This is a genomic window from Chryseobacterium sp. (assembly GCF_041914225.1).
Taxonomy (GTDB): domain Bacteria; phylum Bacteroidota; class Bacteroidia; order Flavobacteriales; family Weeksellaceae; genus Chryseobacterium.
In genome coordinates, this window is the sequence record NZ_JAYSDT010000009.1 from 53,303 (window position 1) to 67,492 (window position 14,190).

At 38.0% G+C, this 14,190-nt stretch carries 13 protein-coding genes and 1 pseudogene; 7 read left to right on the forward strand and 7 right to left on the reverse strand.

Features of this window, described 5'->3' with window-relative positions; genetic code table 11:
- Positions 1-79: 79 nt before the first annotated feature.
- Genes ACE3RB_RS06400 through ACE3RB_RS06410 form a run of 3 tightly spaced genes read right to left on the reverse strand, consistent with a single transcriptional unit; the run spans position 80 to position 2,340 of the window.
- Positions 80-559 (reverse strand): hypothetical protein, encoded by a 480-nt coding sequence (locus ACE3RB_RS06400; protein ID WP_374463468.1) that lies wholly within the window; start codon positions 557-559, stop codon positions 80-82.
- Positions 560-580: 21 nt separating this feature from the next.
- Complete coding sequence (locus tag ACE3RB_RS06405) at positions 581-1,000, reverse strand: Dabb family protein (protein ID WP_374463469.1); 420 nt, start codon at positions 998-1,000, stop codon at positions 581-583.
- 11 nt (positions 1,001-1,011) lie between these two features.
- On the reverse strand, positions 1,012-2,340 hold the full coding sequence (locus tag ACE3RB_RS06410; RefSeq protein ID WP_374463470.1) for a hypothetical protein: 1,329 nt from the start codon (positions 2,338-2,340) through the stop codon (positions 1,012-1,014).
- 237 nt (positions 2,341-2,577) lie between these two features.
- Here ACE3RB_RS06410 and ACE3RB_RS06415 point away from each other — a divergent pair, with 237 nt between their 5' ends.
- The 3 genes from ACE3RB_RS06415 (at position 2,578) to ACE3RB_RS06425 (ending at position 4,633) form a co-directional block, all read left to right on the forward strand.
- Positions 2,578-3,264 (forward strand): response regulator transcription factor, encoded by a 687-nt coding sequence (locus ACE3RB_RS06415; protein ID WP_374463471.1) that lies wholly within the window; start codon positions 2,578-2,580, stop codon positions 3,262-3,264.
- Positions 3,261-3,482 carry a hypothetical protein gene (locus tag ACE3RB_RS06420; protein ID WP_374463472.1) on the forward strand — a complete coding sequence of 74 codons (222 nt, stop codon included), beginning with the start codon at positions 3,261-3,263 and terminating at the stop codon, positions 3,480-3,482. The genes ACE3RB_RS06415 and ACE3RB_RS06420 overlap by 4 nt, the downstream gene beginning before the upstream one ends.
- Before the next feature lie 92 nt (positions 3,483-3,574).
- The gene (locus ACE3RB_RS06425) at positions 3,575-4,633 is read left to right on the forward strand and encodes an ATP-binding protein (RefSeq protein ID WP_374463473.1); all 1,059 of its coding nucleotides are present in this window, start codon (positions 3,575-3,577) and stop codon (positions 4,631-4,633) included.
- A 30-nt stretch (positions 4,634-4,663) separates the two neighbouring features.
- Here the strand turns inward: ACE3RB_RS06425 and ACE3RB_RS06430 are convergent, their stop codons facing one another.
- A complete protein-coding gene (locus ACE3RB_RS06430; protein ID WP_374463474.1) occupies positions 4,664-5,419 on the reverse strand; it encodes a murein L,D-transpeptidase catalytic domain family protein in 756 nt (251 codons plus the stop codon).
- 127 nt (positions 5,420-5,546) lie between these two features.
- Positions 5,547-5,992, reverse strand: a pseudogene (gene msrB, locus ACE3RB_RS06435) (peptide-methionine (R)-S-oxide reductase MsrB).
- A gap of 175 nt (positions 5,993-6,167) precedes the next feature.
- Between msrB and ACE3RB_RS06440 the strand changes: the two are divergent.
- Positions 6,168-7,412 carry a DUF445 domain-containing protein gene (locus ACE3RB_RS06440; RefSeq protein ID WP_374463475.1) on the forward strand — a complete coding sequence of 415 codons (1,245 nt, stop codon included), beginning with the start codon at positions 6,168-6,170 and terminating at the stop codon, positions 7,410-7,412.
- Positions 7,413-7,439: 27 nt separating this feature from the next.
- Positions 7,440-8,330 (forward strand): hypothetical protein, encoded by an 891-nt coding sequence (locus ACE3RB_RS06445; protein ID WP_374463476.1) that lies wholly within the window; start codon positions 7,440-7,442, stop codon positions 8,328-8,330.
- 29 nt (positions 8,331-8,359) lie between these two features.
- Here the strand turns inward: ACE3RB_RS06445 and ACE3RB_RS06450 are convergent, their stop codons facing one another.
- Together ACE3RB_RS06450 and ACE3RB_RS06455 are read right to left on the reverse strand one after the other, a co-directional pair.
- Complete coding sequence (locus tag ACE3RB_RS06450) at positions 8,360-9,397, reverse strand: quinone-dependent dihydroorotate dehydrogenase (RefSeq protein WP_374463477.1); 1,038 nt, start codon at positions 9,395-9,397, stop codon at positions 8,360-8,362.
- A 581-nt stretch (positions 9,398-9,978) separates the two neighbouring features.
- Positions 9,979-10,674 (reverse strand): pseudouridine synthase, encoded by a 696-nt coding sequence (locus tag ACE3RB_RS06455; protein ID WP_374463478.1) that lies wholly within the window; start codon positions 10,672-10,674, stop codon positions 9,979-9,981.
- A 300-nt stretch (positions 10,675-10,974) separates the two neighbouring features.
- Here ACE3RB_RS06455 and ACE3RB_RS06460 point away from each other — a divergent pair, with 300 nt between their 5' ends.
- The gene (locus ACE3RB_RS06460; RefSeq protein ID WP_374463479.1) at positions 10,975-12,516 is read left to right on the forward strand and encodes a glycine--tRNA ligase; all 1,542 of its coding nucleotides are present in this window, start codon (positions 10,975-10,977) and stop codon (positions 12,514-12,516) included.
- Between the two features lie 82 nt (positions 12,517-12,598).
- Complete coding sequence (locus tag ACE3RB_RS06465) at positions 12,599-14,128, forward strand: hypothetical protein (RefSeq protein ID WP_374463480.1); 1,530 nt, start codon at positions 12,599-12,601, stop codon at positions 14,126-14,128.
- Positions 14,129-14,190: the final 62 nt, after the last annotated feature.

Genomic DNA, 14,190 nt, shown 5'->3' on the forward strand with positions numbered 1-14,190 from the left:
CTTAAAAAGCAGTCAAAAACTGACTGCTTCAAAACATAACGAATTATATGTTCCCCTTAAAAAGAGATTGACTTGAAAATTATTGAGCATCCGGGATAAAAAAATCATCCGCATTTTCGGCAATCGGAATATAGAGTCTCTCCCACTCTTTGCTTTTCACCATATCCCAGCTGTGGCCGGTTCCTTTAAGGTCTTCAGCAAGAAGAACTATTCCCGGTTTAATCATAAAAGTGGAGCCATCTGTTACTTTAAATCTTATATTTCCTTTGATGGTAATCACATATTGTCTTCTGGGAGCCGGGTGTGCATTTTTTTCCCACTCTTCCGTTTTATTTCTCATCCAGAATGTTGTGGTATTCATATGTTTAAGAGTAGGTATTTTTCCTTTTTCAAAAGTACATGACCCGTCAGGATTATTAATTAATCTTATGGCAGGAATAAACTCTGTGGAGGCTTCCGCAGTGACGCTCACATGATTGTGCTTTTTATGTTGTGCATTCATAAATCCTACAGTAGTTACTACTAAAACAAGGCTTAAGCCCTTAATGATGTTTTTCATTATAAATTTAATTTTTTATTTTTAATTATAAACAGTATTGTAAACCAGCATTCTGTCAAAGAATGGTTTATATTTCTGAACCAAAGCCAGATGCTCAGGAAGTTTTCCGTACGCTTCAAGCTCTTCCAGGCTATCGAATTCCATAGAAACATTATAAGTAAATGTACTGTCTAAAACGTTTCTCGGACTGGAAGCTGCGGGTTTTCCGTAACGGAGATTCTTCTGATAAGGAAGCTTTTTAAGGCCTTCAAAAAAATTTTCAAATTCTTTTACTTCGGCCTCCGAAAGATCCTTTCTAAGCCAGAACAACAAATAATGGAAGTACACTTTTTTCTTTTTTATAGGGTTAAACATGGGTAAAGCAGAGGCAAACATATTTCCTGAAACCAGCAGCAAGGCAGAAGCCTGAACTGAACGGAATAAAAATTTTCTTCTTTCCATTGTCATTTATTTTAATTAAAATCTATTCTGTATTTAAGGACAAACTGCCATTTCCTGTCAGAAACTACAGCATTGTTTGAAGGGTCATTGGTATAAACAGGTCGGTTTTGAGCGTCAAAGGTTAAACGGGAAGACATTCCATTCATCAAAAGAGAAACTCCGGCATCATAGATCACTGCATTATCATGAAGCCCTTTCAGATCTGACAGCTGCATTCCTACAGCAGGCTGAAGCTGAAGACTTTTCTTTTCTTTATCCAGATAAGGCAGGGTTCCTCCCAGTTGCACATAATACGTATTCCCGGTTCCGATAACAGGCATTGCGTTTCCTGCTCCATTCAGGCTTGCCTGCGTAACATCTACAGAAGTTGCGGGATTGTTGGTTCCCACATACCGGATATAATTGGGTCCATAGTCGTTATGCATTGCCATTCCATAAGCACTTATTGACGTTCCTTTTTCTTTGTTCAGCGGTGCATCATAAAATAAATCTACCGCAAAGCTTTTCATATCATCATTCACTGTATTCTTAACGGAATCCAGATGCCATAATGCATTGTGGATATAATCAAAACCGGCTCCAAGACTTAGCACATTCTTCTTCCCTACATACGTTCCGGAATTAAAAGGGGTGGAAATATTTTCCTTGTCTAAAAAAGCATATCTGAAATATCCTGAGAATTCTTTTCCAGGCGAGTTCTTGCTAAAAGAAGCTACATTCAGTTTCGGGTCAGAGGTTGCCATGGTATAAGGATCGGCCACGACCAGACGATAATCAAATCTTCCAAGCTGTCCTTTAATATAGGCACTCAATTCCCTTACGGTATAATCTGTAGTACCGGCATTGGAGGTTGCGTAAGCCGGCAGGTCGTATAACAGCGTATTCAATGGTCCTGTAGTAAATCTTGAAAGGCCGCGCCACGTGGAACGTCCCGCACCAAAAGCAATTTTATCATTAAAAGCATATTCAGCATAAGCATCCAGAAGGTCAAAATAATTACTCCCTTTGGCATTTACGTTCACGTTGGTAGTTCCACCCTGCAATACAAACATCAGCTTTTCTGTTGGCTTATAAGTCATTTTCACACGAACTCTTCTGAGCGAAAGGTCAGACAGATCTGACTTTGCTTCGTTATTGACAAGGCTTCCCGGATTAAGCTGGGTATATCTGGCCCACAATTCTGCATATCCGCTAAAGGAAATATATCTTGAGTGATCTTCATTGAAATAATGAGTCAATCCGGGATTATTAAAATCATTTTTTTTCTGGGCTTCTAATTTCCCCATCAATCCCAATAAGGAAAACAACGCAATTGCTGTTTTGAAAGAGGTAGTCTTCATAATTTTTCTATTCTTATCTTTTGTTGATTTCAACGGGACAAAATTAGATCGGGAATGTCCGTACAGGTATTAGAAATCTATTAGAAACCTTATAGAAAACTATTAAAAGAGCTAATGTTTTCTGATAAAAGAAAAATATAAAATACCTTTGTACAGTGCTTGGGGAATAAATGAAAGTCAGGCTTTTAAAACCAAAAAAACATTTAAAAAACCAACACACAGCCATAGTATTTCTTTATGAAAATTTTAATTGTAGAAGATAATTCACGTGTTTCAGGGCTTTTAAAAAGAGGGCTGGAAAGCCAGCAATATCAGGTGTATATTTCGGAAGATGCAGAAGATGCAATTGTTCTGCTGAATAAAATAACATTTGATCTCGCCATTACGGATATTATGCTCCCAAAAATGAGTGGAATTGACCTGTGTAAACTGATCAAACAGCAATATCCTGACCTTCCCATCATCATGCTTACCGCTCTGGGGACGATTGATGAAAAAATTGAAGGATTTGACGCCGGAGCAGATGACTATATGGTAAAGCCCTTTGAGATCCGGGAGCTCTATGTGAGAATCAAAGCTATTCTGCAGAGAAGATCAGCTAAAAATAAGGAAGCATATCTGACCGATCTTGAGTATTATGACCTTAAGATTGATAAGAAATTCAACAGGGTTTTCAGAAACGGAGCGGAAATAGAACTCACTCCCAAAGAATTTAAGCTCCTGGTTTTTCTGGTAAACAATGCAGAAAGAATTCTTACCCGTGAGGAAATTGCAGAAAATGTATGGGGAAATCATTTTGACACCGGAACGAATTATATTGATGTTTATATTGCTTATCTGCGGAAAAAGATTGATAAAAATTTTGATCATAAACTGATTCACACCAAACCCGGAGTAGGATTTATTTTTGCTTCACAATTATGAAAATAGCAACCCGAACAGCGCTCATCTATTCCATCCTTACGGCGGGCATTCTTTTTTTGTTTGCCTATGTTCTTTATTTTGTTTCTGAAAAAAACAGGGAAGATGAATTCAATGACCGGCTGGGATACAAAGTGATCTGCGTTCAGAATTTATATTTGATGCCAGAATCAGTGATGAAAAAATCCGTGAACTTCACCAGCGTAACCAAAAACTGCTGAATGAAGCAGACATCAGTGTTTATAACAGTAAAAAAGAGCTCACCTTCACAGATGTTCCTCCTCTCAAAAGCAATGAAAAGTATCTGGATAAAATGATCAGATCCCATAAAAACAGAATATTCTGGCAGCAAGGTGACCGTCAGTACATTGCCATTCAGTTTCAGTCAAACGGAGAAAAATATTATATTATCGGAAGTGCGGTAGACGTCACGGGAAATGCTCATATTTATGAATTTAAAAAAGATATTATCATCATTTATATCAGTTCGATCGTTATTATTTTTATTATAGGATTTCTTTTTTCCTATTACACGCTTAAACCTTTAAAGGATATTATTCTCCAGATCCGCGATATTTCAGAGCATAATCTGAATAAACGGCTGGATATTCCCAAAGCAAAAGATGAGATTTATGAACTGACGGAAACTTTTAACTCTACCTTCAACAGGCTCGAAAAATCCTTTAACAACCATAAACAATTTGTCACCACGATCTCGCATGAGTTCCGGACTCCTCTTTCTACGCTCATTGCAGAACTGGAGCTTGCCAAGGAGCTTAACGTAACATTGGATGATTATAAGCTTTCTATTGACAATGCCCTTCAGGATGCCAATGATGCTTCGGAACTATCTTCTGCTTTGTTGGATTTCGCCAGAGCCAGCTATGATGTATCACAGATCAGTTTTACCAATCTGCGCCTGGATGAAATTCTGGCAGAAGCCAAGCTTGCATTGCTGCAGAAAAATGCCGGTTACAAAATCGGAATCAATTATATGGGCAATGCCTCAGACGATGATGAAAACAATTATGATTTCTATGGCAATCCTTACCTGCTGCAGGTTGCTTTCTCAAATCTGATGGAAAATGCCTGTAAATATTCGGCGGACAAAAGCTGTCATATTGAAATAGAAACCAAAACAGAACATATAAAAATCCGTTTTGTTGATCATGGAATCGGTATTTCAGAAAAAGATCTTTCAAAAATTTTTGATCTTTTTTACCGTGGCTCCAATAAGAGCTTCGAAAAAGGAAACGGAATCGGTCTTTCCATTGTAAAAAGAATTGTAGAAATACACGAAGGAAAACTGACAATAGATTCTGAAGTCTCAAAAGGAAGTGTATTTACTGTAGAATTTCCCTCCAAAAAATAAAAAAGCAGTCAAAAACTGACTGCTTTTATTTTATGCTTTCAACCATTCTGAAGAAGAAAGATAGTTCTGATCGGGATAATAGATGAAGAGGCAGTTTCGTCCCTTAATGGTATTAATGATAGACTGCGTCAGTTCTCTTGGTACAGCAGGGCACCCCCAGCTTCTTCCGATTCTTTTGTGCATGGCTGCAAATGCATCACTTACATAATCCGCTCCATGAAGTACAATTGCTCTTCTGTAGGCAGCATCATTAAAGCCTTTGTCCATTCCAAGCAATTTCAAAGAATATCCGTTATCCCCCTGATAGGTTGCATCTGTGATATAAAATCCCAGGCTGCTCTGCAGCGAACTTTCCCTGTTAGAAAAATTCGTCGCAAATTCTTCACCTGTGTTTTTTCCGTGTGCCACCAATGAGTTAAACAGAACTTTTTTGTCTTTAAGATCAATTACCCAAAGTCTTTTCATGTTGGAAGACATAGAAAAATCGCAGATAGTTAATAAATGCGAGTCCTGGGTAAGCAATCCTGCTTTTTTTAAATTTTCATAGCCAGTCAATGCTTTTGAGAACACTTCATAATTCAGTTCATGTTCGGGGTCAAATGCGATTGATTGGTATAGTGCTTCTGATGAAGATATGGCTGTTGTGCCCTTCTCAGATTTCGTTTCAGCTACTTTTTCAGTTTTCGTTGTTTTGACATTCTCACTTTTCACCACCACTCTTGGAGAAATGTAGAATGAAGTCGTCACCATGTAAACAAGGCCTAGTACGCTATAAAATCCTTTCATTCAATAATATATAAATCCAAATTAGTGGGGCAAAATTATAAAAACATAATTACCAAGGAGTTATAACTCTAAAAAGTTTAACGCTATTTAAGAAACTTTAACGTCCTGATTTTGTGAATTAAAGCAGTTATTTTTGAGAATCCGGAACAAATTCCAGACTCACAGAATTCATACAATATCGTAATCCGGTAGGTTTCGGGCCAGCATCAAAAACATGCCCCAGGTGGGAATCACATCTTTTGCAAAGCACCTCCACTCTGTCCATCCATAGGACTGGTCTCTTTTATAATATACGCCTTCTTTATCTGCTTCAAAGAAACTCGGCCAGCCACAGCTGCTGGAAAATTTTGAGGTAGACCGAAAGAGATGATTTCCGCACACAGCGCAATAGTATTCCCCAATTTCATCAAACTCGTTATATTTTCCGGTAAAAGCTCTTTCTGTTGCTGCTTCTCTGGCGATTGCGTATAGATCCGGAGCGAGGATTTTTTTCCATTCTTCATTGGAAACATCAAGTTTTGTGGTATCGGTTCTGGAGTAGTATGGATTGCTTTTTGCTTCTGTATTTTCCATAAGAGTTTTTTTAATGGGTTCATATTTCTGCGCACATGCCTGCAGAAAAAATAATAGGATGAGTGAAACTAAAAATTTCATTACAAATTTTATGGTTTAACCGCAAAAGTTTGAAGCTTAAAAGCTTTTTTTAAGATTAAACGGTTTCATAACCAAATTTAGTAAATTTGAGAATATGAATGACGAAGCAAAAAGAAAACAGCTCAGAAAATATAAAGCATTTGCCACAGGATTATTTGTTCTGATGGCCGTTATTTTCATCGTTACCACTATTTTACAGAAGTCTGACAACTCTCATTGGGTCGGCTATGTACGGGCTTTTGCCGAAGCAGCAATGGTGGGTGCGCTGGCCGATTGGTTTGCAGTAACGGCACTGTTCCGTCATCCTCTTGGGCTTCCGATTCCTCATACCAACCTTATTGAAAACAGCAAACAAAGGTTAGGGGATAATCTGGGAAGCTTTGTAGTGAGTAATTTTCTTTCTCCACAGAACATCCGGCCTTATATTCAAAAACTCAAAGTCTCCAATTTCGCCGGCGAGTGGCTTGGGAAAGAAAAAAACCAGGAAATATTACTGAGAAACCTGTCCGATATTGTACTGGATATTCTTAACAAACTGGACGATTCTACGGTGAGCCAGTTTATCAGCAAAAAGGTATCGGAAATGACAGATGATATTAAGCTTAATAAGGTGGTCGGAAACGGGATTCACTATATTCTTGAAAAAAATGATCACCAGAGAATCATCACCAATCTTTCCAAACAGATCAAAGAATACATCCTTGAAAACGATGAAATGATTAAAGACCGCGTAAAAAAAGGCAGTTACTCCTTCATTCCTTCTTTTGTAGATAATAAAATTGCGGATAAAATTGCCGACGGACTTTCTGATTTTTTCAAAGAAATAGAAGAAGATCCCCGGCATGAAGTAAGAGCATTGATTACACAGAAAATTCATGAATTCTCTGTTGAGCTGAAAGAAGATCCTAAATGGGATGAAGAATTTAAAACCATCAAAAACGGTCTCCTGAAAAATGATAAACTGGATGAATATTCCAATGATATCTGGGTTTCTATCAAAAAAACACTGATCAAAGAACTTCAGGAAGAAAATTCCGCACTGAAGAACTACCTTTCAAAAAACCTGAATGAGTTTGCTCAAAACCTAAAGACAGACGAAAACCTTCAGAATAAAATTGATCATTGGGTTCGGGTGACGGCTTATAAATATATTCTGAAAAATACGCATCAGTTCGGGAACCTCATCAGTACTACTGTCGGTAACTGGCAGGGAAAAGAGCTCAGTGAAAAACTGGAACTGGAAGTAGGAAAAGACCTTCAGTTTATCCGGGTCAACGGAACACTTGTAGGAGGCCTTGTAGGGTTGATTATCTACACCATTGCTCACTTTTTCATTTAAAAAAACTAATATCCACGATACTCAACCATGAAAAAAGTTTTCACTGCATTCTTTTTTTGTTTCCTCACATTTGCCCTCTGCCAAAAAGTTGAATTAAAAAAAGTAACGGATTCTTCCCAGACATTTACTGGAGAAATCGGAGGAATACCGATTACCCTTGAACTCAACTACACAGGTGTGGTAGACTGTGATCAGTATCAGCACTATGTGGACGGGTGGTACTATTACGATAAGTACAAAAAGAAAATCCCACTCACCGGTATTTATGATTATTATGGAAGTCTCTCGTTATATAATTTTGGAACAAAGCAAAAACAAAATGCCAGGCTGTTAAAGGAGCAGATCACCTCTATGCAGAAAGTTGGGCAAACAGATGAAATAGCACAGAAGCTGGCTCCCCGGGAGTCTATACTATTTGAAAACCTCAACACTAACAGCAACCCGATTCCCGGGCATTTTTATATGGGTAAAAAAGAGCAGCCGGTAAAATTATTTACAGGCAATGCTATGATCTACCGCCTCAATAACTATCTGTATTTACCTAATAATAAAAAGATCAATACGTACGACTTTATCAACAAAGCAGGAGGAAATGAACTGATTTCCTATGCATCCGGGGAAAACGGAAACAGGGTTCTTCTTTATTTTGAACAAACTTCCAACTTTAATGCCTGCGGGCGATGTGGTGCAAGCGAAGGAGAAAAAGGTTACAGGGTTCTGCATTTTACAAAGGACTGGAATTATAAAAATTATGAAGAATTCCTGATCGAAAGCTGCCTGGAAAATATTTATGATGTCACCAAAACAAAATCCAAAGACAGACAAACCATATACTATAAAATAGGAAAATCTGATACGGCTCCGGCTCATACACTTACTGTAGATATGAAACATGCATCCGTAATAAAATCAAAATAAAAAGAGAGCCATATAGACTCTCTTTTATTTTATCTTGGTAATCTGCCTGCTCTTTTCAGAAGTTCCTGATTGATATCGTTGATCAGTTGCGGACCTTCATAAATAAATCCGGTGTATAACTGAATAAGGCTTGCTCCTGCATCTAATTTCTCCATAGCATCTTTTGCAGAATGTATTCCTCCCACTCCAATGATCGGGAAAGCCCTGTTGCTTTTATCAGAAAGATATTTGATCATTTTCGTGCTTCTCTCACGGATAGGTTTTCCGCTCAGTCCTCCGTTGCCAATCTGTTCCAAAACTTCCGGAGAAGTTTTCAGACCTTCTCTGTTTACTGATGTATTGGAAACTACAATACCATCAATTTTTGTTTCAGCAATCAACTCAATGATTTCGTCTAATTGGTTGTTATTAAGATCCGGTGCAATTTTCAGGAGTATAGGCTTCTGTACAGCTTTTGACTGGTTTATTTTTTTCACTTCTGTAATCAGCTCTCTCAGATAGTCTACATCTTCCAGTTTCGCGTGGCTTCCTACATTCGGGCAGCTTACATTCAGTACAAAATAGTCGACATGAGGATGAAGGCCTTCAAAACAGTCCAAGTAATCCTGGGTATAGCTTTCCGGGCTTGTATCTGTATTTTTTCCGATGTTTCCACCGATGATTATTTTTCCTTTGTTGGATTTCAGTTTTTCAATAGCTGCTTCAAGACCATCGTTATTGAATCCCATTCTGTTGATGATTCCCCCATCTTCAATAAGACGGAATAATCTTTTTTTAGGATTTCCAGTCTGTGCTCTTGGAGTTACAGTTCCGATTTCCACAAATCCGAAACCTAAATCTGCCAGTTCATTGAACAAAACAGCATTTTTATCGAAACCGGCAGCCAGTCCTACAGGATTTTTAAATTTCAATCCGAAAACTTCTCTTTCCAGACGTTTGTCTTCAACAGGTTTCGGGAAAAATAATTTTGTGAGAAATCCAAAATTCTTAAGTACCGAAAAGGTAAAGTGATGAACATCTTCGGGATCGAATTTAAAAAGGATAGGACGAATGAGCGATTTGTACATTGAAAAAAAGTTTTACAAAATTACTCATTTTAAAATTAATGCCCGATTGATGTATGATATTTTATCGAAATGGCTCATTTATAGTATCTATAAGCTGGAAAACAGCTATATATGCAACAAATCAGTGGGATTTTTTAACGCTGCGACCGCAAAGAAAGATGATTACCCTGAAACATTTTGGTTCGCAAAGGCGTTTCACTAAGCAAAGTACACGCTATCAGCCTTTGCTGAACGAAGTGCCCTTGCGATCGGAAATAAAAGTTATTTATTAATAAACTTTGTGAGCATTGCGATAAAACAATAGGTACAATCTGTGTACGCTGCAAATGAGTGAGATTTTAACACTACCATCGCAAAGAAATATCATCATCCTGAAAACATTTTGGTTCGCAAAGGCGTTTCACTAAGTAAAGTACACGCTATCGGCTTTTGCTGAACGAAGTGCCCTTGCGATCGGAAATAAAAAGCAGACATAATTAAACTTGCGAACATTGCGTTAAAAAATGTGGAGAAATATTTCCGCTATTTCTGAATGGAGTGAGATCAGGTGAAATTAGTAGATTTAATAGTTTATTTTTAAACTAAGAGTATGCATTCAAATCAAATTTCAGGATGTCTCCTACTCTTTTGAAATCGTCATCTATAGTAGCATTTACTATAATTCTTTCGTTGGAAATGGGATGATTAAAAATCAACTGATGGGCATGAAGCGTCATTTTGCTGATGCCAAATGTCTGAAGCCACAACTTATTCTGTTTATTGCAGCCATGCTTACGACAGCCTAAAATAGGATGCAGAATATGCTTAAAGTGTTTTCTTAACTGGTGAAATCTTCCCGTTTCAGGAATGGCTTCTACCAAAGAATATCTCGAAGTCTGATGTTTTAAAAATGGCAGATCTATTTCCGAAATCTGCAAACGGCGATAATTTGTAACGGCATTTTGTCTGACTTCATTTTCATTAACCAAATCATAATCAATCGTTTCCTCTTCTTTTGTCCAGCCACGAAGGATGGCCAGATATTTCTTCTCTACTTCACGTGACGAAAACTGCTCGCTCATGATTCTAAGGGTGTCTTTATCTAAAGTAAACAGAAGAACCCCCGAAGTTTTCCGGTCTAACCGATGTACGGGATAGACTTTTTGCCCAATCTGTTTCTTCAGCTCCTGAATAGCATATGTATCGGCTTCTCCCGCATAGAAAGATTTGTGAACCAGTAGTCCGCTGGGTTTATTAATGGCAATAATATGCTCGTCGCGATAAAGAATTTCTAACATGGGGCAAAAGTAAAGATTTTCGGCTGATATTATATGCTGCCGTGTTTGTAAACCTAACAGGTTTTCAAAACCTGTTAGGTTTAGACATTCCTTTATTAATAGCCCCGATCAAAGAGAAAATCCCGCAGTGAGGCGGCGGAGCGAAGCAGAGCCGCCGAGCGAGGAATTGCAACGGAGAGCGGGTTCCCGGCTCCTGAAATCACAAAAGTGACTATTTACACTTTTATTTACTGCTTTTTTTGTTCATTTTCATGATTTTGGAATCCAAATTCCTATTTTTGCACATCAGACGTAAAAATTATGGCAAAGCAAGAAGATGTTTTCAAGAAAGTGATTTCTCACGCTAAAGAATATGGTTTTATTTTCCCATCAAGTGAGATCTATGATGGTTTATCCGCTGTTTATGATTATGGACAGAACGGTGCCGAACTAAAAAATAATATCAAACAATACTGGTGGAAAGCTATGGTACAGCTTAACGAAAATATTGTGGGTATTGATTCGGCAATTTTGATGCACCCGACAACATGGAAGGCATCCGGCCACGTAGACGCTTTCAACGATCCATTGATTGACAATAAAGATTCTAAGAAACGTTTCAGAGCAGACGTTCTGGTAGAAGATTACTGTGCTAAAATTGAAGATAAAGAGAAAAAGGAGATTGAAAAAGCAGCGAAAAGATTCGGGGATGCTTTCGATAAAGATCAGTTTGTAGCTACCAATCCTAAAATCATTGAATACAGGGCAAAAAGAGAGACTATTCTTTCAAGACTGGCAAAATCTCTGGAAAATGAAGATCTTGCTGACGTAAAAGCTTTGATTGAAGAGCTTGAAATTGCAGATCCCGACACAGGCTCTAAAAACTGGACGGAAGTGAGACAGTTCAACCTGATGTTCGGAACTAAACTGGGAGCCTCTGCGGACAGTGCAATGGATCTTTATCTGAGACCTGAAACAGCTCAGGGTATTTTCGTTAACTTCTTAAACGTACAGAAAACTTCACGTCACAAGCTTCCTTTCGGTATTGCACAGATTGGTAAGGCATTCAGAAATGAGATTGTTGCAAGACAGTTCATCTTCAGAATGCGTGAATTCGAACAGATGGAAATGCAGTTCTTTGTAGCTCCGGGAACAGAACTTGAATTCTACGAGCAATGGAAGCAAAAACGTCTGAACTGGCACAGAGCTTTAGGTTTGGGAGATGAGAACTACAGATTCCATGATCATGAAAAGCTTGCTCACTACGCAAATGCTGCTGCTGATATTGAGTTTAACTTCCCATTCGGATTTAAAGAATTAGAAGGTATCCACTCAAGAACAGATTTCGACTTAAAGGCTCACGAGAAATATTCCGGCAGGAAACTACAGTTCTTCGATCCTGAGAGAAACGAAAACTATGTACCTTATGTGGTGGAAACTTCAGTAGGTTTAGACAGATTATTCCTTTCCATTTTCTCTCATTGTCTGAAAGACGAAGTATTGGAAGACGGTTCAGAAAGAACGGTTTTATCTTTACCTCCTGCATTGGCGCCAATTAAAGCGGCTATTCTTCCATTGATGAAGAAAGACGGTTTGGCAGAATATGCAGAAAAGATTTTCAATGACCTGAAATATGATTTCAACCTGTTCTACGAAGAGAAAGATGCGATAGGAAAACGTTACAGAAGACAGGATGCCATCGGTACTCCATACTGCATCACGGTGGATCACGACTCTCTTACGGATCACACTGTAACGATCAGGGATAGAGATACGATGCAGCAGGAAAGAGTTCCTGTTTCAGAGTTGAGAAGAATCATTGATGAGAAAACGAACTTTAGAAATTTACTTTCTCAATTATAATTTAAAAGCCCTGGTTCAGGGCTTTTTTATTTTTTATCAACATATCTGCTAATTTATTACTTTTATCCCTCAAATTTTAACCATGAAAAAAATAACACTAATGGTGTTTGGGCTGATCCAGACCTTTGCTTTTTCCCAGACCCAGGACCTGACAACACTAGCTGCCGGGGATCACGTGGGAATGAATGCTCTATTTGATGATAAAGACAACCTTTACGGCTACGTTTCTCTATATTCTTACGGAAAATCCGGTGACAAGACCAAAAAGTTCGAGTATGTGATACTGGACAAAAACCTCAACCCTGTTGCCAATAAAGAATTTGAAGGAGACATCACGGCTGCCTCTTATTTAGGCTATGTCGATTTCAAAGGACAGATTATCCTAAAGCCTTCCATGATGGATTATTCCCTTGTAAAAAGCAAAGAAGTCTTCACTCCGGTTTCTATGGTAATAGACCCGAAAACCAACTCCATTACCAGAAAAATATATTATGATTATCTGGAAAACGGTACTTTCAAAGAGATCAACGAGCCGAAAAGCTGGAAAGAACAGCGTAAAGAGAACCGTGACGAGAAGAAAGAAAAAGGTTACAACTATGTTTCTGCTGTCGGAGAACTGAAAGAAGGCGGTTATTTTGCTATTGAGTACAAAGATTACGGCAAGTATGAGAACAGCAACAGCCTAATGAAGTTTGATGAGAATAAAAAAGAAGTCTGGAGATACAGATACAATACAGACGGAAGCAAAAAAATTCACACTTCTTTATCTGTTCTTGAAAGAGATGAGAACTACATGTACTGCATCATGAAGAAGGTCAATGACAAGCAGAAAACATTCAGTCTGATGGTTCTGGATATGAAAACAGGTAAAGAAAAATCCAACAAACCCGTTACAGGGTTATCTGATGATACTATAGACAATATTGAATCTTTCTACTCAGGGTACCGAAAGCTTGACAATGACAAAACCTTTGATGATAAAGTAGTTCTTTTGGGAAGAAATTATGATAATTCCGAATCTGTAGGATTTGCAAGAATGATCCTCAATAAATCTGATTTTTCTGTTGATACGAAAGCCATCAATTACGAGCCTAATATCTCCGCTTTCCTTCCCAAAGTGGATAAATATGGAATGGTAGAAAGCGGTTATATGCTTCAGACCAAAGACATGTACTTTATGAATGACGGAAGTGTTGGTATTTTATCAGAAAAATATAAACCTGCAGGCCAGTACAACGCTCCGAAAACCACCGATCTTGTTTACATCTATACCGATAAGGATTTCAAGGTGAAAAATGTTCAGGTCTTTGAAAAGGAAAAATCAAAGTGGGTAAACAGTGATTATCTGTTTTCACAATACCTCAACGGAGGAAAAGATGTAGTGTTTTTCTACCGCGACTATCAGAAAGATGAAGTAACGAAACAGAAAAGGTGGAACCTGTTTATCAATACTATTATTGACGGAAAGTTCAAACAGGAGATTATCCCGATTTCTGAAAAAGACAATTATGCCGTAACTCCGTATGTAGGAAAAGAAGGCTATATCCTGCTTCGTGAGTACAACGAGAAGGAAAAGTTTAATAAGATCCGTCTGGAGAAATTAAATTACTAAAATAATAAGAACCCTGACGAAATATCAGGGTTCTTTCTTTTATGTTTGGCTAAAGCCAGTGG

Excerpts from the sequence above, each read along its gene's own strand:
- ACE3RB_RS06415 (WP_374463471.1), top strand. The coding sequence starts at position 2,578 with ATGAAAATTTTAATTGTAGAAGATAATTCACGTGTTTCAGGGCTTTTA.
- ACE3RB_RS06400 (WP_374463468.1), bottom strand. The coding sequence starts at position 559 with ATGAAAAACATCATTAAGGGCTTAAGCCTTGTTTTAGTAGTAACTACT.
- ACE3RB_RS06440 (WP_374463475.1), top strand. The coding sequence starts at position 6,168 with ATGAATGACGAAGCAAAAAGAAAACAGCTCAGAAAATATAAAGCATTT.
- ACE3RB_RS06455 (WP_374463478.1), bottom strand. The coding sequence starts at position 10,674 with ATGTTAGAAATTCTTTATCGCGACGAGCATATTATTGCCATTAATAAA.
- ACE3RB_RS06460 (WP_374463479.1), top strand. The coding sequence starts at position 10,975 with ATGGCAAAGCAAGAAGATGTTTTCAAGAAAGTGATTTCTCACGCTAAA.
- ACE3RB_RS06410 (WP_374463470.1), bottom strand. The coding sequence starts at position 2,340 with ATGAAGACTACCTCTTTCAAAACAGCAATTGCGTTGTTTTCCTTATTG.
- ACE3RB_RS06425 (WP_374463473.1), top strand. The coding sequence starts at position 3,575 with ATGATCAGATCCCATAAAAACAGAATATTCTGGCAGCAAGGTGACCGT.
- ACE3RB_RS06465 (WP_374463480.1), top strand. The coding sequence starts at position 12,599 with ATGAAAAAAATAACACTAATGGTGTTTGGGCTGATCCAGACCTTTGCT.
- ACE3RB_RS06445 (WP_374463476.1), top strand. The coding sequence starts at position 7,440 with ATGAAAAAAGTTTTCACTGCATTCTTTTTTTGTTTCCTCACATTTGCC.
- ACE3RB_RS06430 (WP_374463474.1), bottom strand. The coding sequence starts at position 5,419 with ATGAAAGGATTTTATAGCGTACTAGGCCTTGTTTACATGGTGACGACT.
- ACE3RB_RS06420 (WP_374463472.1), top strand. The coding sequence starts at position 3,261 with ATGAAAATAGCAACCCGAACAGCGCTCATCTATTCCATCCTTACGGCG.
- ACE3RB_RS06450 (WP_374463477.1), bottom strand. The coding sequence starts at position 9,397 with ATGTACAAATCGCTCATTCGTCCTATCCTTTTTAAATTCGATCCCGAA.
- ACE3RB_RS06405 (WP_374463469.1), bottom strand. The coding sequence starts at position 1,000 with ATGGAAAGAAGAAAATTTTTATTCCGTTCAGTTCAGGCTTCTGCCTTG.